A 19,331-nucleotide genomic window follows, 5' to 3' on the forward strand; every position below is an offset into this window, starting at 1 on the left:
TTAGCATTCTGCCTTTTTTTATAAGTATATTTTCACTCAGTTTCCGGAAAAAATGCTTGAGCTGTATAGATATCGACCAATACCGGGCCAGTAGTTCGTATAGCATCCCCTAGAATCGATTCCAATTCACTATCCGTATCGGCACGAAATCCGGTCCATCCGCAAGCCTCAGCCACTTGGACAAAATTCGGGTTCGTTAGTTGGGTTCCTTCCTCCCTAGCTCCCACCGCTTGCATTTTGTCACTCTCCATCTGGAGTGCCCCATTATTAAATACAAGGACAGTAATATCAAGATGGTAGCGGGTTGCAGTTAGGAGGTCAGCCAATGTCATTTGGATACCTCCGTCTCCCACTACAGCGATAACTTGTTTTTCGGGCTGTTCAAGTTTTGCTGCGATGGCTGCTGGAAGACCGAAACCCATCGAACGCCAATAACCGGAAAATAGGACTGACTGCCGACTTTGGCGAAAATTACGGTTCATCCATACCGTTATATCTCCTGTATCTAATGTAAGTAACGCATCTTCTGCAACTGTTCGTTCAATTGCTCGAACGATGCGAGAAGGATGGATAGGAGAACCAGCGATCTGTCCTTCCTCCTCATTCTGGGTAGCCCATTTTTCTTTTGCTTCCTCAATTCTCGTCTTCCATTCAGAATTTTTTTTATAGTCTCCTAAACTTTGTAGCAACAGCGGTACCACTTGCTCTGCTTTACCATTAACCCCAAGCTCTGTTGGAATTCCTTTATGAGCGGTTGCGAAGTGGGTGTCAATTTGAACAATCCGAGCATCTTTAGGCACGTACCCCTCCGGCCACCAAGTAACTCCTACCAGGAGGACAACATCGGCTTCTTTGAAAACTTCTGCCGCAAAAGGATTTCCCCCTTCTCCAATTCCTTGAAGAAGGCACGGTGTAGATTCTTGAAACAATCCTTTACCACCCAAGCTAGTAAGAATACCCGCTCCCCAAGTTTCAGCAAGTTCTTCAATAACAGTAGCTGCTTTTTTTGCACCTGCTCCGGCAAGAATAATTGGCTTATTTGCTGTGTTCATCACGGTCACAACTTCTTTTAAATCTTCCGTTTGGAAAGAGGCTGTTCCTTCTATTACTGTAGGCAGAGCACGAGCCTTCACAGCTGTCTCTACCTGAAACAAGTCTTTTGGTATAGACAGATGTGTGACGGCACGCTGCTGAAGCGATGTTTGAGCAGCTTTTTGAAGCAGGTCCACTATAGCATCTTCACTTGCAAGATTTGCTGAATAGGTTGCAAATGGCTTGAACAGTTCCTGTTGATCCACATATTGCTGATAGTCTGTACCAATTTTACTTAGCGGGGCTTGTCCTGTTATCGCGAGTACAGGAACTTTATCCGAATAGGCATCCCCAAGTCCGTTCAGCAAATTGGTTGCTCCCGGTCCCATCGTAGCTGTACAGACCGCAAGTTTTCCCGTCAACTTAGCTTCTGCAGAAGCCATAAATGCTGCAACAGACTCATGCTTCACAGGAATAAACTGGATCGCCTCTTGTTTGGCAAGTGCATCCAATAACCCTATGATTGCATCTCCAACGACACCATAAATACGCTTGACCCCTAAAAGGGACAATTGATCCAAAATCGTCTCAGCTACAGTTTTACCCATAAATAAATTATCTCTCCTTTTAACCATCTATTTATTTGGAAGTTTTCCCTAAATAGAACAAGCTAAACATACTGATCAAGCCATAAGCTTTCTCTAGTGAAGGGTTATTGGAACTTACTTGGAATTCGACAATTCGGCATATTTTTTAACATTTTCATACAATTGTTCCAATGAGATAATCGCTGCGAATATGTTGGTAAGATAGTTTTTTATTATAAAGTAAAGACGTTTATCCACAATCGAATAAACGTCCGTTTGTTTATTTATATTTTAGGAGAAATGATAAATACGCCACCACAATGCGATAAAGGATAAAATTCTATATGACAATAAGGTTCAAGTAGGTTACTAAACTCTTCCTGAATAAAATAGAATTCTTCATCGTCCCAATGATTCATACTGTTTTGTCGACATACTTCTAATTGTTTTTCCGTTTCAAACGCGATATCACCAATATATACTTTTCCCGAAGTAGCGAGCAATGTCAGCAATTGTTTTATTAGCTGTACTTTCGTTTCGTCTGTGAAGTGATGTAATGTATACGTACTTACAATAGCATCATATTTTTTATTTGCAATTGTAGGTGGTAATCCATTTGAAAGATCCCATTGAATTAGATTGGCTTTTGGCATTTTAGATTGGGCGATTTCAATCATTTTAGATGAAAAGTCTAACCCATCAATTGAATGGCCCTTTTCATATAACTTTGTCGTTAACACACCTGTACCAAATCCAATATCTAAAATAGATGATTCCTTTTTTTGCATGACTTCATTAAAAATTGTACTTAGGATAGCTTTATATCCAGCAAACGGATATTGATTGTTTTCTTCACTGAGCTGTACGGTTTTATCATAACCATCAGCCCACAAATTAAATCCTTGTTGATTTAGCATGAACGCTCCTCCTATTAACCATTGGCTATCGAGCATTCACTACATTTAAGTAATTACTTAATAGCCATATCCTCTTTTGTGCTTACCGTTTGATTATGATTATTTAACTTGAACTTTTTCATCAAAATCCCACCTTTCCTTGTTAAATAGATTATATAGAAATTTCAGTATTATTTCAATTTGAGAGTATTTCTTGTGCCACATATATTTTATATTCCTATTCTAGACATATGAAAATTCATAACTTCTGTTTAATAAGGCATCTACTAGTTTATCAATCAGTTTCAATTATTTCATTTCTTTCCGATTAAGTTTAATATTCTTCATCATTGTTTTTCTACACATTTAGTTGGATCTATTTTCTTCTCTTCCCATGTACCTTGCTTTCTTTTTATTAATTGAGAGACCAACACATCAGTATCATTCGTTAATTGAACGAAAACGAACCGATAATCGTTTCCATCCGTGCCGATTATATCAATAAATTTCACATAATCTTCTCTTTTCGTTGGCAATCTAGTTTTAATGAGTTTGCACCATCCACCGTATTCCACATCGACAACATCCTCTCCTTGCTGACGCCAGCCATGATAAGCTGCACATAAAAAGTCTTCTCCTATCAAGTTGATGTTATCTATTTTGTATAGCCCGTCTTCTTTTCGAATGGAAATAGTACCGTAATGATATTCGAAAGCGGAAACACCTGTTGCCGTCCCAGTTATCGTTTCAAGTTCGATAAAAAATCGAATTGGTTGGTCGGCTTTTTGGTTGGGGAGTTTATATAATTTAATCAAGTTTGTATGACCAATGCCTTCGAAAGAAGCAAGATACGTTGTATAGGGCATTTTTTGTTTATAACTTTCCGTGAAGAAATTGTACGCAATTGGAAATGGTATCTTTGCCCATCCTACTGTGCCGCACCCTCCAATAAGCTGTTCTGTTAAGTTTTCAGCATCTCGTAAAATGCTAAAATAATGGAGGATTGCATTTTCCGGTGTATCTAATAAGGACTGTGGCAGACTTATTTCATTATAGGTTTTTCCATAATAGGGATTGAAAAAGTGATAATCAAATAGCCTATGATTCAGAATGGAACGACGAGATGGGCGGAAATATTTTTCAGCATCTATCTGTTGGAGTGTTTCTTTTTCCTTTTTGTTTTCATGTTGGTCCAACGTTTGTTTTTGTCTTACTGCTCCCATTACATAAATGGTAGTATTATTATCATCATGCTTTTGAGATCTGAAACGCTTCATAAACCTCATTATACGACTCCCCTTATCTTCTATTGCTTATAGCATATTCCATAGACAAAAAAAGATAAGTGTCCCTTGATTGACGCAGAGTAACTCGTCGCCACTACTTTGAATCACTTCGAATTTCATGTGACACAGATAACATAAAAGGCTGTTAAACCCATCTAGGTTTAACAGCCTTTATTTTCTACGCGGGAAGTGACAATCGTTCATCTTGATTAATTAATTCTACGACATTATTTCAAAACATACGATGCTAGTACACTTTGTACTTTATAAATGTTCAATGATTTATTGAATTTCTTTTGAATCGGTGCCGCACTTCCAGATAGCCAAATTTTCAATTCGGCATCCAAGTCTAAAGTACCCGCTGTTTCAATCGAAAAATGTACGACACTTTTGTATGGAATAGTGTGATAATCCACCTTCTTACCAGTCATCCCTTGCTTGTCAATGAGTAATAGTCGTTTATCTGTAAAAACAATTAAATCTCGAATAAGCTTATACGCATGTTCTACTTTTTCAGATGGAACTAGTAAATCCCTTAGTTCTTGCTCGACTTTATCCAGTTCTACCTCTGATGCATTTCCCATTAAACCATCTAAGAATCCCATTTTCATCTCTCCTTTTGTTCATTTATTTTTTATCCTATTTTGTTGGTCCATTCTAATCATTTTAATATGTAAGATTAATGCAGAAGAAGTGGTCAAATGGAGTGGAGAATTTCGTGCGTGCTCCTTTAAATAATGCACTTTAGTGTGTTCCCTGTGCCGCAAAATTCACACGCTATTTAGAATTATTTGCGGCGCAGGGAACTATTATTGCATCTCTTTTGTTGGCCCCATAACACCAGGAACAGTTAAGCCAGCTTGACGTAGTAATACTGTCATTTGACCACGATGATGCGTTTGATGGTCGATTAAGCCACGTAAATGTTTCCCACGCAATGTTGGTCCAACAAATCCATTCACTTCTTCTAGTAGCATATCATCCGTTAACTTAGCTGCCTCTACTTTAAATGCTTCTACCATCTTTTCATAAGCTTGCACAATCTCAGATACATCAGTTGGTACTGGTACATCGCGTCCAGGTGCTGGAATCTGAAGACCTGCAAAATGACCGTAAGCTCCTGCAGCACCTACTAAATGCCAAGCAAGCCAACCGAGCGTATTATGTCCTTCTTCTATCGCTTGGTCTAATTTATCATTTGTGATTGCTTTAATCACATTTAGTGTTCCCGCTGCTGAAATTGTCCAGTCTTCTACAAAATCCTCTACTTTACGATACACACATATCACTCCTAATTTATTTTTTTCTCATTTCTATCGTAGCTATTATCTAAATAGTTTGCAAATTGTAACGTTCCCTTTTTTACACATAATTTTAAACACTATCCTAAATTATTTTAACGTTACATGTGGAATGGGGACATTATGATTGGGAAGAGTGACAAAAACAATTCAATGTATGATCATTCACCATTCCTACCGCCTGCATATAGGAGTAACAAATGGTACTACCTACAAATTTAAAGCCATCTTTTTTTAACTGTTTGCTCATATTATCACTTACTTCGTTTGAAACGGGAACTTCTTTTCCTGTTTTCCAATGGTTAACCACTCGTTCATTGTTTACAAAACTCCATATATAATTCGAAAATGAACCATATTCTTTTTGAATCCTCAAAAACGCCTTTGCATTTGTTACGACGCTTTGGATTTTCAACTTATTGCGCACAATACCAGTGTCTTCCCTTAATAATTGCAACTTTTCCTCTGTATAATAAATAATTTTTTCTGCCTCAAAATGATCAAACGCTTTTCGGTAATTTTCTCTTTTTTGTAAAATTGTCCACCAACTAAGTCCAGCTTGTGCACCTTCTAGGCACAACATTTCAAATAATAACCTATCATCAAATACAGGAACTCCCCATTCTTTATCGTGATACTCTATATATAAGGGTTCTTTTGTTGCTACCCACGCACATCGCTCAGTCATTTGCGATCCTCCCATTTCTCTATTATTTATAAAATCTACATTACGTCAAAAAAACAATAAATGCTTATTAGGCTTCGATTATACCACACATATGTTCTATATCATTAAATTGATTCACCAATTGGCAAATTAATTAAGTACCGAATAACCTTGTTTTAATGTGTCCAAATTTTGAATTCGTAGTTTAAACAGTAAAAATAATACTTACATCAGACGATTTATTTTTGTTATATTAAAACAGACCGGTTGGTATGGAGAGGTGGTACTACGGAAATGGATACTAAATCGCAGATAATCTACATCGCGACAAATCTTTTTCAACAGAAAGGATATAAGGGCGTAGGAGTAAATGAAATATTAAATGCATGCAATATTACAAAAGGTGCGCTTTATCATCATTTTACGAATGGAAAAGAAGAACTACTCATCGCTTGTCTTCAGTCAATGGATCAAGCAATTACTACGGACATCGAAGTAATTTTCAAACAATATCAAACTACTGGGGAAGCCCTTTATGCGATGATTGAAAAATTAGTAAAAAACTTTGAACGAGAAGGTACGGTTAGTGGTTATACGTTTAGCAGCATTGTTAGTGAAATGGCATCCCTAAGTGAACCAGTTCGTAATACGCGTTCAGACCTTTACGCAAAAATTCAAGGAATTTATATTAAAAAGTTAGTAGAAGATGGTTTTTCACCAGAAAATGCTGCTTCCATTGCGCTTATGATAACGGCATTTATCGAAGGTGGGATAATGCTTTGTCTAACAGATAAAACAAGTGAACCACTGAAAGTTATTTTACATGTACTACCAAATTTATTGAAGGAGTTTTAAATTAGTGAATACACAAACCAACGCAATTCCAAATCAACAACAAATTAAAACCGGACCGATTATGGCTGCTCTTTTAGTTGCAGGATTTGTCGGACTTTTTAGTGAAACGGCATTAAATATTGCCTTTACAGAATTAAGTAAAATATTCAGTGCCGATCCCACAACCATTCAGTGGTTAGCGACAGGATATTTTCTAACATTAGGTATTTTAATACCAGTAACAGGTATCTTGATGCAAAAATTTACAACAAGACAAATGTTTATGACTGCTATATTGTTAGCTCTTATAGGTGCAATATTAGCAGCAGTAGCACCAACATTTAGTATTTTATTGGTGGCACGTATTATTCAAGCTGCAGGATTAGCCATTACTTTACCTTTAACGCAAAATGTTATTTTTACCATCTTCCCTCCAAATAAACGTGGTGGCGCTATGGGACTCATGGGATTAGTTATGTTAGCTGGACCTGCACTTGGCCCAACTGTAGCAGGACTTATTTTAGATACATTATCATGGCATTGGATTTTCTGGGTTACAGTACCTTTCTTACTGTTTTCTCTTATTTTCGGACAAATATATTTAACGAATGTGAACGAAGTACGTAAGGTTTCGATTGACGCACTATCTGTTATACTTTCGACGATTGCATTCGGTGGTATTGTATACGGATTTAGTGTATCTGGCGTTCACGGCTGGACAAGTGCAACGGTTTTAGGAACAATCATCATTGGATTGATAGCACTCATTATTTTTGCGATTCGTCAAACAAAAATGGAAACACCTACGATGAATCTAAGAGCATTTAAAACCCCACTATTTGTTCTTGGCGTCGTAATGAGTTTTATTACGTTTTTTAATATGATGTCAATGCTTGTCATTTTACCAATGTATATGCAAATGGCTTTATTAATGGCCGCTTTTGCAACAGGTCTTATCCTTCTACCAGGTAGCTTACTTAACTGTATATTAGCTCCAACGATTGGTAGTTTATTTGACAAATATGGTCCGAGAGCAGTTATTACACCTGGAACAATTTTAGTAGTTATTGGTTATGTATTATACTCACAATTTAGTACAGAAACAGCTATATGGATGATTGCGGTAACGCATATTATCATGATGTTAGGCATTGGAGCAGTTCTTGCTTCTGTACAAACAAATACGCTAAATTCTCTTCCTAAACAATACTATCCAGATGGAATTGCGATCACTCAAACAATCCAACAAGTAGCTGGCGCTATTGGTATTGCAGTATTGGTATCAGTTTTCTCAGCAACACGGGGAAGTTACTTAGCAACAACTGCGAATGACTTGCCACAAGCAGCAGCTGTGGGATCGTCACTAGTCTTCACAATCGGTTTAATATTAGCCATATTTAATGTTGTACTATCTTTCTTCCTGAAAAAACCCAATCATCAATAATAAAATCTTAAATGAAGGCACGAAAATCTACTAGAAGGAGAGATTAGACAAATGGCAAATCATTATAAAAGTATTGTAGTAGCTATAGATGGTTCAAAAGAAGCGGAATACGCATTTCGTAAATCAATCGATGTTGCAAAACGTAACCAAGATTCCATATTAAACATAGTAAACGTAATCGATACTCGTGCCTTCGAAGCTTATGAACGCTCGAGTGTGGAAAGCGCGCAGCAACGTTCAGAGGAACTTTTAAATGGCTACAAGACACAGGCGGAAGCTGCAAGTCTTGAGAACATAAAGATAGTAGTCGAACATGGTTCTCCAAGAACGATCATTACGAAAGAGCTTGCAAAATCAGTCGATGCTGACTTAATAATCTGTGGTGCTACAGGACTTAATAGTGTAGAACGATTTTTAATCGGATCCGTTTCAGAAGCTATTGTACGTTCTGCAACATGCGATGTACTAATTGTTCGTACTCCCGAATGAAGCAAATTTTGAAAGAGCGTGTATGAGGATAAATCTCATACACGCTCTTTCGCTTTATGTTCTAGGTTATTAGAAACTATAATCCCCAATCCAATTTTAGAAAATCTTTAAGAAGTTTTAACTGTTCGGGACCTATCTTTTCGGCAATTTCTTTCTCTAAATTCGCCTTTAATGATTCATTTTTTTCATAACATTCTTCCCCTAATTTGGTTAACCTAATGCACTTATCTTTCTTGTTATGTTCCGCATTACTAATTTCAACTAGTCCTTTAGCCTCCAAGCTTTTTATGAATTTATGTGTAGCTTGCCTGGAAATATCCACATGTTTGGTAACAAACGCAATAGTAGGCTGCTTTTTATAGATTCTTGACATGATGAACCACTCAGAATTCGACAAATAAATAGCACTGCTATCATTCCATAGTTTCTCCGTTATTTTTCTAAGTTGAAGATGTCGCTCGCTTAACACATCAATCAAATCCAAGTTTTCTATTTTTAAATCCAACCAATTCACTCCTATATATTTCTTTGACACCTACTATATAAAACCTCCCTTAAATTGTCAACTAAATTGACAATTAAGCGAAATTGACGTAAAATAAAATTGTAAACTAAATTGACAATTGTAGAGTAGGAGGCTAACACAATGTTTAAGGTTGGAGATACTATTATTTATTCGGCACATGGGTTATGTGAAGTTGACGATATATGTGAAAAAACCTATGGAGACAACACAAAGACTTATTATGTATTGCACCCACTTCAAAATTCGAAATTAATCATAAATATTCCTGTGGATAGTCATCAAGTAATAATGCAAAAAGTGATGGAAAGAGAAGAAGCTGAAGAGATTTTACAATCCTTCCTACAACCAGGTATCGAGTGGATAGAAAATGTAAGACAACGAACTAAACAATATAATAGCCTCGTAAACACAGGGGACCGTAAAAAAATTGCTAAAGTAGCTAATACGTTAATGAGAAAAAAACGTGAGGCCATTAGTAACAAAAAGAAACTGTATGATTATGATCGGGTTCTTTTAGCAAACATACAAAATATTATGTTCCAGGAATTAGCGGTATCATTAGATACTTCCTATGAAGAGATATCTAAAAAGGTTAAGCGCATGGTTAATCAGTAAGGAATATTAAATCACCTTATGACTGGCAATACAATAACAGAATGGAGAGTCATGGCATGATAGCACTTTATGTTACACCAGGTAGCACATACTGCAGAAAATGCAACATCAATTGAAAAAATGTTGGATAGTCAGACAAAACCTGATTTATTAATGTTGTTCATACAAAGATAATATACTATAGTAACTTTACAAAAGTAAAAAAATGAATATTCGTCGCAAGCCATACAAAAACGGGGTACCAATCTCCATAAGATGTACACCCCGAATTTTTTTTATATAAGAGGGTTCTTTGAAAGAATAACCCCGTCCTCGTCCGCATACACATACTCTCCTGGCTTCCAGCTGACTCCACCGAAGTGAAGTATGCTATTACGTTCGCCGGTACCATCTTTTTTACTTTTTAGCGGATGTGTTCCTAACGCAAGAATGCCAACATCCATTTTAGCAAGCTCCACAGAATCTCTAACATAACCATTAATAATAACGCCCGCTAACTTTCTCGATTGCGCAATACCCGCTAAACGATCGCCTAAAAGCGCGCATCGATTAGAACCACGCCCATCTACAACAATAACAGAACCTTCTTGTACGCTTTCAAGTGCTTCAACGACCAGCACATTATCCTCATACACATTTACAGTTTCAATTTTTCCAAAAAAACGTGTCTTTTTTCCGAAAGAACGAAAAGCAATATCGCTAATTTGTAGTTCATCTGAATAGTCGTCACATAAATCAGTAGTTTTAAAGTCTAACAAAGTGAATTCCTCCTATTCTTTTTCTATTCTATATAATTCCACATTCGTTCCTAGTATCCTTTTTTAAAGTGGAAGCTTTTGAATAAAGCTTGTTCAAAAAAACGTAAGAATACCTTATTTATTAACAAATAGAAAGAATCTATTTTGAGTAGTTTCTCTCAAAACGGATTCTTTTCTAGTGTATGGCACCCAAAATAGCATTTGCTTTTAGTATTTCTAGCTCCTGTTCAATTTTTTGGACATCAATACGTTCATATAATGGCTTGATTTGTGTAATTTGCAATGGCAATTTTTCAATTACATTCCATTTGTTTAAAGATATATTTAACATCTTTCCAATTTCTTTACAACCAAAAGGTAAAAAAGGATGTAATAGTTGCCCTAAATTTTGAATGATGTACACACAAGCGGCAAGTGTCTCTTCACAATGTACTTTGTTGTCATTAATCATAATCCAAGGCCGTCTTTCATCAAAATAACGATTAGCTGCACGAACAGCTTCAAAAATCGTTTCTATTGCTTTTTTGAAATGCCCAGCTTCGATTAACTGCCCTACTGATTCATATAAAGCAGCCATTTCACGTTGTATAATCGTATCCACCTGTACTTGAGGCACGCTTGATTCAAAGTTTTTTTCGACAAACTTTAAGTTACGGTTCACAAAATTGGCAAACGCACCAAGTAATTCACCGTTATGACTGTAAATAAACTCACGCCAAGAAAAATCAGTGTCACGATTTTCTGGAGCGTTGACTGTTAAAAAATAGCGGAGTGAATCGGGATGATAATCTTTCAAAATGTCTGGCACCCAAACCGCCCAATTTTGACTTGTTGATAGTTTTCGTTTTTCAAGTGTTAAATACTCATTCGATATAATATTCGTTGGAGTACCTGAATTTCCAATTCCCATTAAAATAGCTGGCCAAATTACCGTATGAAATGGGATATTATCTTTTCCATGAATATAATAAGATGTTGTACTAGCATTCCACCATTTTGAAACGTCTACATTACGTTGTTTTCCCCATTCAAGACTGGCTGTATAATATCCGGCTACCGCTTCAATCCAAACGTAAATTTTTTTCCCTTCAAAGCCAGGTACCGGTACATCTATCCCATTTGGTAAATCTCTTGTTACTGCACGATCGGGAAGCCCTTCCGCTAAATAGCGTTTCGTAAGAGCAATTGCGTTATCTCTCCAACGTTTTTCTTTCTCTGCTTTTACTACATAGATTTCTAATTTCTTTTGGAATTTACTAAACGAAAAGTAGAAGTGCTCTGTTTCACGAATTTCTGGTTCATTCCCGCAAATTTTGCACCGTTTTTCGAGCAAGTCGAGTGGATCTAAAATCGTTGAGCAATTATCGCATTGATCACCACGTGCTTTAGAACCGCAATTCGGACATACACCTTCGACAAAGCGATCCGGTAAAAATTGTGTGTCTATTGGACAATAAGCTTGCTCGATTTTCTTTTTGTATAAAAAACCATTTTCAAGTAATGTTAAAAATATTTTTTGTACAGATTTGTGGTGATGTTCATCGTCCGTTCGGGTGTATAAGTCATAGCTAAAGCCGAGTCTATGGAATGATTCTACAAATTCATGATGATAATGATCTGCAATCGCTTTTACTGTTGTATGTTCTTGATTGGCACGAATCGATATTGGTGTCCCGTTACAATCACTTCCCGAAACATATAACACGTCTTCTCCTTTTTGACGAAAGTATCTTGCTAAAATATCTCCTGGTAAAAGTGCTGCAATATGTCCTAAATGCAGCGAGCCATTTGCGTATGGCCAAGCACCACCAATTAAAATTGTCATATGTTAACCTCCTTTAAAATAAAAAAACGTCCTAATCGTAAAAACGATTAGGACGAGTAGACTCGTGTTACCACCTAAATTCACAAATAGCTCACACTATTTGCCTTATCCAGTACGTGTTCATACTGTTGCTGTTATAACGAGTGCCATTCTCGTCGTAGCCTACTATTAGTTCGGTACAAAAGCTCAAAGGTCATATTCAGTAAGATTCATCTACCTCATTTCCACCATCAGAGGCTCTCTTTGAAAAATCCACTTACTTACTCTTCCTTTTCAACGCTTAGTGATTCATTTCCACTTATTCTATCAATTCGGAATTAAATTTGCAATACTTAAATTATATAATCTGTTTGTACATAATTGATTCATAATAGGAATCAATTATCACTTAATTAATTATTAGATTGTCTTCCTTTTTTCATGTTATTCTGAATATACAAAATAACAGGAGTTGGTATTATGACGAATTGGAATGCAACGCTTTATGATGATAAAGACAAGTTTGTTTCTAGCTTTGGTGAAGATCTTGTTTCCTTCTTAAATCCACAAATGGGAGAATATATTTTAGATGTTGGTTGTGGTACAGGAGATTTAGCTCATGATATTTCTAAAAGTGGTGCTACTGTTACTGGCATTGATGCTGCTCATTCGATGATTGAAGCGGCAAAAGAAAAATACCCTGATATCCATTTTAGCGTGCAAGATGGTGAGCAGTTTTCTTTTGAGCCAAAGTTCCATGCGGTGTTTTCGAATGCTGCCATTCACTGGATGAAAAATCAGCAAAAGGTGGTGCAAAATTGCTATAATGCTCTTTTGCCTAGTGGACGATTTGTCGCTGAACTAGGTGGGGCAAATAATATCCAATCGATTGTATATACCATAAAAGAGACATCTGATCATCTATCCATTCCGTATGACGCTACATTATTTCCATGGGTATTTCCAACAAGAGAGGAAATGGCAGAGCATCTCATCCATGCTGGTTTTAAAATTGTTTTAATTGAACATTATGAACGACCAACGCCTTTAGTTGGAGAAGATGGTATTCGTAATTGGCTTGAAATGTTCAGTAGCAATATGTTCAAAAACCTCACGGATGAAGAAAAGGAAGCAATTTATAGCGAATGTGAACGTATATTACGACCTCAACTTTACAAAGAAAACGGTTGGGTTGCTGATTATTGGCGTCTTCGTTTCATTGCGCAAAAGCCTTAATAAAAAGCGGCTTAGATAGTCAATTTCTAAGCTGCATTTTATTGTTTATATATAGTGACATATATAATAAATACCACCTTGTTCTAACTAAATTCTAATTGTTTAAGTAACCACTTCACATAGTGGTCCAATACATTTATAAAATAAATACAAGCAGTTAGTGCTACTGCACAATAAAAGGATAATACCCTTTTTCAAAGAGCATCATCCTTTTATATATTTAACGAGTACTAAACATTTATTTCTCCTTGTATGCTTGCTGTAATTCGTCCATATTTAATTTTTTCATTTTTAGTAGGACTTGCATTACATGGTCAATTTGCTCCGCTGTACCGTTTTGCATCATTTCGTCCATCATGCTCGGTACGATTTGCCAAGACAAGCCGTACTGATCTTTCAGCCAGCCACATTGCTCCGATTCAGGAACGAAAGAAAGCTTTTCCCAATAGTAATCGATCTCTTCTTGGGTGTCGCAGTACACCATAAAGGAAATGGCTTCGTTGAAACTGAATTTATGTTCGTGCGCACTGTCCATTGCTACAAACCACTGATTTTCAAGCATAAAATCTGCAAACATGACAGTTCCTTCTTTGTCGGGTTCCATTCCCTTATGGTAACGTACGAGACTGCCCTGCTTTGCGTTCTTAAAAACGGAGGTATAAAGTTGAATCGCCTCTTCCGCTTTGCCGCAATTTTCTCCTACATACAAAAGTGATGGAAATATTGTAGGTCGCTCTTCACCTTCTGGGTTAGTCAGAATTAACTGCCACGACAGTCCATATTTGTCTTGAATCCACCCATACTTTTCACTGAATGGATACTGACCAAATGGCATTAACACAGAACCACCTTCGGACAATTTGTTCCAAACCTCATTTATTTTCTCTTCTGCATCTTTTTCACGAGACGGATCAAAATTAACCATGAAGGAAATAGATGGATTAATCTTAAAAGATGGCCCCCCGTCGATCGCCATGAACTTTTGCCCCCAAATCTCAAAAGAAACTTGGTCACAGTCACCAGATGGTGTGTCACGCAGTGTTGTTACATCTGTAATCTTGGAATGCGGGAATATAGTAGCGTAAAATTCTGCTGCTTCTTTTGCCTCTTTGTCAAACCATAAATGCGGAACGATTTTTTGGACTGTTTTGGTCATAGTTATTCCTCCTGAATTTTTTATACGACAAAGTTGTTCATTTCTTTTAAATTACTTCATGGATATTATAGATGATTTATATTATTATTTCGTCTCGTTTGATTTCTTATTCCATGAAAAAACGAGACAACGTAAAAGGGTATATGTCTCTTTTTTGATTGCTTATTTTTTAGTACTTTTCAACTCAACCATGCCTTCAGTTGCACGATATGTCAGTGCAGTAGCTAATTCTATACTTGATTTTCATCTAAGACTATAAACGAAACAAAGGGAAGGTTGAAACACAAAAAAACCTTTCCAGTTAAAATTGAAAGGTTGAATGAACAGCTCCATATATCCAAACTATTCAGCGTATTGTAGATTCGTGACACTGAAATCTTTAATCAAATAATCTCCAATACTTTTGTCAAACATATTTGTAGGGCTTCCCTCTTTAACAATAATAATTCCATCGTATGCTTTTTGAGGAATCATATCAATCGTGTAAAATTGTTTTGAAAACTTATTATTTATATTTTGATAAAATACCAATGCACTACTCTGCAAAAAAAATAGCCTATTAAATATGCCTTTTCATTAGTACAAACTGAATGAGCGGATAAGTGATGTACGCTATGCATAAAGCGATAAATAATGTATAGTTTTCCCCTCTACTTATAAAGAAAAAATCTATTATCCAAATTAGTAACAACGTAGTAATAACGACATAATAACTAATATGAGCACTATTTTTAATAATTTGTTTTCCCATTTCATCTCTTTGTACTTCTCTACGAGTTCCCCATGTAAAGAACTGCCCCCAAGCGACTAATAAAGCAATAATTAAAAGTAATTCACTCATACCATACGTTGCACCATCAACTTTAATATAGCTTAATAGTGTCCCCCCAAAATACAGCGTAATAACAATTAAAAATAATAAGCCGATAATATCTTTCCTTCTCATTCCTTTACATCTCCTCTCATTTCATATAAAAATAATTGGTCTACCGTCAAACCTAAACAATGTGCTAATTGGAAAGCAAGAGTTAAACTTGGATCATACTTATCATTTTCAATAGCATTTATCGTTTGGCGAGAAACTCCACAAGCATTAGCCAATTCCACTTGAGTAAAACCTTTTTCTTTTCTGATCTTGTTAATATTATTTTTCATAGCCACTCCTCAATAAAATGTCCAACATGTTTTACATTTTTATAATAAATGAATGGTTTTATTATGTCAAACATGTTTTACATAACAGTAAAAAAAGATGTAATGAATTTTAATAAATCCTTACACCTTTAAGCAGTTACTTTATTAAATTTCATTTCTAACCTGTCTCTTTGTTTATGTAATACCGATTATCTGTAAAGTTTACCTAAACATTAATCCACGGAAATAACTTCTCGGCTCTAGTCAAGAAGTCGAATTGTCATGTGGAGAAATCGCGACTGTGATACAACAACTCATATTCCTATTTCCCGCATTTTCGCCGTAATCTCTTCGACTCTGCCATCAATATCCGCACCTACAAACTTTGGAAGCTTCAATTCGCTCACAATTTTTCCGTCACGCATAAACATAATACGCTCCGTCCGCGCTGCAACCTTCGCATCGTGAGTTACAATCATAATCGCAGTACCGTCAGCGTTTACTTCGGAAAATATGTCCATTATCTCCTGTGCAGATTTTGAGTTTAGTGCTCCCGTAGGCTCGTCGCCGAAAATGATTTTCGGGTTGTTCATAAGCGCTCGGCATATTCCGGCACGCTGAAGCTGACCTCCCGAAACCTTTGTAATATCACGATTTTCAAGCCTCTCAATACCTACTCTATTCATAAGTGCTCTTGCCTTTTCCGAAATTTTTGCGACGTTTTTTCTGTTATCACGCATGGATGGAAGGATGATGTTATCAAGGATATTCAGATTTTTGAGCATCGTCGGCTGTTGAAAAACAAATCCCATTTTTGTTCTACGTATATCTGAAAGCTCCTTCTCTCCTACCGTCGATAAATTCATACCGTCAAACAAGACGTTTCCACTATCCACGCTATCCATACCACTCAACGCAAACATAAGCGTCGATTTTCCTGAACCTGATGGTCCCATAACTGCAACGAACTCGCCCTCTTTAATTTCAACAGTCACCCCACTGAGAACATTATGCCGTTCATCACCTTGGCCGAAAGATTTTACGATATGATTACCGCTAATAATCTTGTTCATACTCTACTCCTTTATATGTTCGGATATTTTTATTTTTCCAGCATTTAATGTACCAATAATTGTTGCAATAAGTACTGCACATACCATTAATAATGGACTAAGCAGGTATGCCGAAAGCGGATTGACCTCAAAATTAAACGTCGAGGCTCCGAACGAGGAGATCATCAAACCTGCAAGCATCTCTCCAAGCGTGTTTGCCAGAAGCGTACCGACAACAATTCCTACGAATAATACGAATATCGACCGCGTTATATATTGCGTTTTAATATCTGAGTTCGTAAAACCGAACGATTTTAAGACAGCAATGGAATGTCTATCCTTTGCAACGAGCATTTTCATAAATAACAGTGTAACGAGTACGGTAATAATCAACGCAACGGCAACTGCAGCGTAGGATGCCATTTCGACAGAACTTATTGTAGAGCCGAGGGTCTGCGAAACAAATTCATCAATGTCGGACACCTTTGCAAAGTCAAATCTGTCCGTGTATTCCGTAACCTTTGCTTCTATAAGAGATTTATCTGCAATCCCAACATTAATAATGCTCCAAATGATGTCCGCTGAACGGTCGGTAAAAACAGCTTTTGCAGTTTTGCCACCGTTAGTAACGTCGGAATATATTCCAATTACCTTGAGGTCTTTCTCTTGCCCCTCCATCACAAGTGTAATAACGTCGCCAACCTTTTTGCTCATCTCACTTGCGTTAATAGATGAAAGCGCAATTTCGTCAGCACGGACAGGTCCTCTGCCCTCCGAATACTGTATAGGAAATGCCGAATGGTCGCCGAGTTCGATTTTAATATTTTCCTCTGCTCCATCTTTCGATTTAGCTTTAAATGTTTTTGTTGTAAAGACGGCATATTTTGAAATGGTACTGTCACTTTCTAACGTCTTTACAATTTCAGCAACTTCTTTTTCAACGTTATTGCTTGTCTGTATACGCAGATCATAGTTTCCAATCCCCATATAATTGATGAAGCTTTTGGAGGAAATCGTGTTGTACAAGTTCTGCGGAACAATCATGATAAATGCCGAAATCACCAGGACCGCTAAGCTAGTGGCGTAAAGTCTTTTCCGTGTGAGCACATCTTGAATACCGAGAAAAATATTCGTGTTAAACAGCCTATTTCTGCTTAGAGAAAAACGCTTTGCACCCGTATTTTTTTCCTGGGAAGTACCAAAGCGTATTGCTTCCGCCGCGGATATTTTTCGAAAGCGTTTCAAAACGAAATTTACATACACAATAATTGCAAAGAATACAAGCAGGATGCCGATGATTCCTAAGATAAGACCAAAAGTGGCGTTTTCGCTCTCTCCCATAAAAAGCCGAATATTATCAAGAAGCATGCCTTGGAACACAAGCGAAAGAATGTATCCAAGAATACTACCTATAGCGGCAATTACGATGTATTTCGAAAGATAAATCTTCTTTATGTCGGAAAGACGTAACCCTATTGCTTTCATCACGCCAATTTCACGGTAATCGTCTTCTATTTTCGCAAGGAGCGTAAAGCGTATGCTCATAAATGCGATGGCAACGACAAGTGCACTTACAAGAAGGATAACCGCAATCATCATCCCGTCTGAAATAGCGTTCATCGTTTTGAAAAGCGTATAGGTAACTGTCGGTCCGTTCGCTTCAAGTCCCGCTGTGGCATAAGCAGTTTCAAATGCGCCGATCGTGGAGAAATCTTTTAATCTGAACTCAATCAGGTACTCTGTAGTTCCAAAGCTTTTCATGTCCGCGTAGTCATTGCTACTTACAAGAAATCTTTTAGATCCAGAGAGTGAGGAATTCATCATTGAATCACGAAGAAACCCCGCAACGGTAAATTCCTTCCCGCTTATGACTGCCTTGTCACCGACCTTAGTCGTATTGTCCTTCATATAGCTTACTGGAACAAACAGTTCACCGTCAGATACATTGAGGATATTACCATCAAAATCAAGAAGATAATCAAATTTTTCGTTCTGTACGCTGAGACCGTTGTCCTGGACACTATTCGCAAGCGATTTATCGCCGAGAATAATTTCTGCGCCGTCTATGCCTAGAAATTCAACCACCTGAAATTCTTCGACATTGCTATTTTGCTCCGCAAAAGACATAAGGTGCGCAGTATCCATTTCACCCGAATGCATCTGCATAAAATGAGGTGTTTTCGCTTGTGTCATTAGATTATCCACTGCGCCCGAAAGATTAACGATGAGAATTGCCGCAAGCGAAACAAGCATAGCCGAAACAGCAACAAATACTATTGTCGTCAAGCTGATTGCTTTGCTTTTTAACATGTCATTACGGATTATTCTATAATTCATAAGTCACCTCTGTTTTCAAGATAAGATAATTGCAAAAACAAAAACTATAACGCTTGCTACTATTTAAATAATCTCCTCGTCTTCATAAAGTCTTCTTTATGTAACTATACACTTGAACAGAATATTCCTTATTAGTCCTTTGCTTGATTTTCATCTAAGTCTTTAGACTGATTAAAA

Annotated in this window: 19 protein-coding genes and 1 other annotated feature; of the genes, 5 read left to right on the forward strand and 14 right to left on the reverse strand. The window is 36.9% G+C overall.

The features are described 5' to 3' along the window. Window positions 1–32: 32 nt before the first annotated feature. The 6 genes from ACIQYS_RS03135 to ACIQYS_RS03160 form a co-directional block, all read right to left on the reverse strand. Window positions 33–1,640 (reverse strand): thiamine pyrophosphate-binding protein, encoded by a 1,608-nt coding sequence (locus tag ACIQYS_RS03135; RefSeq protein WP_402974749.1) that lies wholly within the window; start codon window positions 1,638–1,640, stop codon window positions 33–35. Window positions 1,641–1,903: 263 nt separating this feature from the next. Beyond that, window positions 1,904–2,536 carry a class I SAM-dependent methyltransferase gene (locus ACIQYS_RS03140; protein ID WP_402974752.1) on the reverse strand — a complete coding sequence of 211 codons (633 nt, stop codon included), beginning with the start codon at window positions 2,534–2,536 and terminating at the stop codon, window positions 1,904–1,906. Window positions 2,537–2,862: 326 nt separating this feature from the next. Further along, window positions 2,863–3,801, reverse strand: a complete 939-nt coding sequence (locus ACIQYS_RS03145) for a hypothetical protein (protein WP_402974755.1) — start codon at window positions 3,799–3,801, stop codon at window positions 2,863–2,865. 227 nt (window positions 3,802–4,028) lie between these two features. Next, window positions 4,029–4,406 carry a PH domain-containing protein gene (locus ACIQYS_RS03150; RefSeq protein WP_402974758.1) on the reverse strand — a complete coding sequence of 126 codons (378 nt, stop codon included), beginning with the start codon at window positions 4,404–4,406 and terminating at the stop codon, window positions 4,029–4,031. Between the two features lie 204 nt (window positions 4,407–4,610). Next, window positions 4,611–5,081, reverse strand: coding sequence for a DinB family protein (locus tag ACIQYS_RS03155; protein WP_402974761.1), 471 nt, complete (start codon window positions 5,079–5,081; stop codon window positions 4,611–4,613). Window positions 5,082–5,223: 142 nt separating this feature from the next. After that, window positions 5,224–5,790, reverse strand: coding sequence for a DNA-3-methyladenine glycosylase I (locus ACIQYS_RS03160; protein WP_402974764.1), 567 nt, complete (start codon window positions 5,788–5,790; stop codon window positions 5,224–5,226). A gap of 273 nt (window positions 5,791–6,063) precedes the next feature. Between ACIQYS_RS03160 and ACIQYS_RS03165 the strand changes: the two genes are divergently transcribed. From ACIQYS_RS03165 to ACIQYS_RS03175, 3 genes are all read left to right on the forward strand, one after another. After that, a complete protein-coding gene (locus ACIQYS_RS03165) occupies window positions 6,064–6,624 on the forward strand; it encodes a TetR/AcrR family transcriptional regulator (RefSeq protein WP_402974767.1) in 561 nt (186 codons plus the stop codon). A gap of 61 nt (window positions 6,625–6,685) precedes the next feature. Next, the gene (locus tag ACIQYS_RS03170) at window positions 6,686–8,047 is read left to right on the forward strand and encodes a DHA2 family efflux MFS transporter permease subunit (protein ID WP_402974892.1); all 1,362 of its coding nucleotides are present in this window, start codon (window positions 6,686–6,688) and stop codon (window positions 8,045–8,047) included. A 51-nt stretch (window positions 8,048–8,098) separates the two neighbouring features. Further along, window positions 8,099–8,536: a universal stress protein gene (locus ACIQYS_RS03175; RefSeq protein WP_402974770.1), complete on the forward strand. Its 438-nt coding sequence runs from the start codon at window positions 8,099–8,101 to the stop codon at window positions 8,534–8,536. 76 nt (window positions 8,537–8,612) lie between these two features. Here ACIQYS_RS03175 and ACIQYS_RS03180 read toward each other — a convergent pair whose 3' ends face one another. Continuing rightward, window positions 8,613–9,041: a MarR family winged helix-turn-helix transcriptional regulator gene (locus tag ACIQYS_RS03180; protein ID WP_402974773.1), complete on the reverse strand. Its 429-nt coding sequence runs from the start codon at window positions 9,039–9,041 to the stop codon at window positions 8,613–8,615. A 141-nt stretch (window positions 9,042–9,182) separates the two neighbouring features. Between ACIQYS_RS03180 and ACIQYS_RS03185 the strand changes: the two genes are divergently transcribed. Beyond that, complete coding sequence (locus ACIQYS_RS03185) at window positions 9,183–9,677, forward strand: CarD family transcriptional regulator (protein ID WP_402974776.1); 495 nt, start codon at window positions 9,183–9,185, stop codon at window positions 9,675–9,677. 275 nt (window positions 9,678–9,952) lie between these two features. Here ACIQYS_RS03185 and rraA read toward each other — a convergent pair whose 3' ends face one another. Both rraA and metG read right to left on the reverse strand, forming a co-directional pair. After that, window positions 9,953–10,435: a ribonuclease E activity regulator RraA gene (gene rraA / locus ACIQYS_RS03190; RefSeq protein ID WP_402974780.1), complete on the reverse strand. Its 483-nt coding sequence runs from the start codon at window positions 10,433–10,435 to the stop codon at window positions 9,953–9,955. A gap of 175 nt (window positions 10,436–10,610) precedes the next feature. Further along, window positions 10,611–12,260 (reverse strand): methionine--tRNA ligase, encoded by a 1,650-nt coding sequence (metG, locus tag ACIQYS_RS03195; protein WP_402974783.1) that lies wholly within the window; start codon window positions 12,258–12,260, stop codon window positions 10,611–10,613. A 45-nt stretch (window positions 12,261–12,305) separates the two neighbouring features. Then, window positions 12,306–12,546 (reverse strand) — a binding site (T-box leader). A gap of 173 nt (window positions 12,547–12,719) precedes the next feature. Here metG and ACIQYS_RS03200 point away from each other — a divergent pair. Beyond that, window positions 12,720–13,475, forward strand: a complete 756-nt coding sequence (locus tag ACIQYS_RS03200) for a class I SAM-dependent methyltransferase (RefSeq protein WP_402974786.1) — start codon at window positions 12,720–12,722, stop codon at window positions 13,473–13,475. A gap of 238 nt (window positions 13,476–13,713) precedes the next feature. Here the strand turns inward: ACIQYS_RS03200 and ACIQYS_RS03205 are convergent, their stop codons facing one another. The 5 genes from ACIQYS_RS03205 to ACIQYS_RS03225 all read right to left on the reverse strand — a co-directional run bounded on the left by ACIQYS_RS03205 (window position 13,714) and on the right by ACIQYS_RS03225 (window position 19,154). Further along, on the reverse strand, window positions 13,714–14,631 hold the full coding sequence (locus ACIQYS_RS03205) for a VOC family protein (protein ID WP_402974789.1): 918 nt from the start codon (window positions 14,629–14,631) through the stop codon (window positions 13,714–13,716). Window positions 14,632–15,190: 559 nt separating this feature from the next. After that, on the reverse strand, window positions 15,191–15,577 hold the full coding sequence (locus ACIQYS_RS03210; protein ID WP_402974792.1) for a hypothetical protein: 387 nt from the start codon (window positions 15,575–15,577) through the stop codon (window positions 15,191–15,193). Continuing rightward, on the reverse strand, window positions 15,574–15,786 hold the full coding sequence (locus tag ACIQYS_RS03215) for a helix-turn-helix transcriptional regulator (protein ID WP_402974795.1): 213 nt from the start codon (window positions 15,784–15,786) through the stop codon (window positions 15,574–15,576). The genes ACIQYS_RS03210 and ACIQYS_RS03215 overlap by 4 nt, the downstream gene beginning before the upstream one ends. Before the next feature lie 293 nt (window positions 15,787–16,079). Beyond that, complete coding sequence (locus tag ACIQYS_RS03220) at window positions 16,080–16,838, reverse strand: ABC transporter ATP-binding protein (RefSeq protein ID WP_402974798.1); 759 nt, start codon at window positions 16,836–16,838, stop codon at window positions 16,080–16,082. Window positions 16,839–16,841: 3 nt separating this feature from the next. Beyond that, the gene (locus ACIQYS_RS03225; RefSeq protein ID WP_402974801.1) at window positions 16,842–19,154 is read right to left on the reverse strand and encodes an ABC transporter permease; all 2,313 of its coding nucleotides are present in this window, start codon (window positions 19,152–19,154) and stop codon (window positions 16,842–16,844) included. Window positions 19,155–19,331: the final 177 nt, after the last annotated feature.

The sequence above is a fragment of the Psychrobacillus sp. NPDC096426 genome, assembly GCF_044762745.1.
Classification (GTDB): Bacteria; Bacillota; Bacilli; order Bacillales_A; family Planococcaceae; genus Psychrobacillus.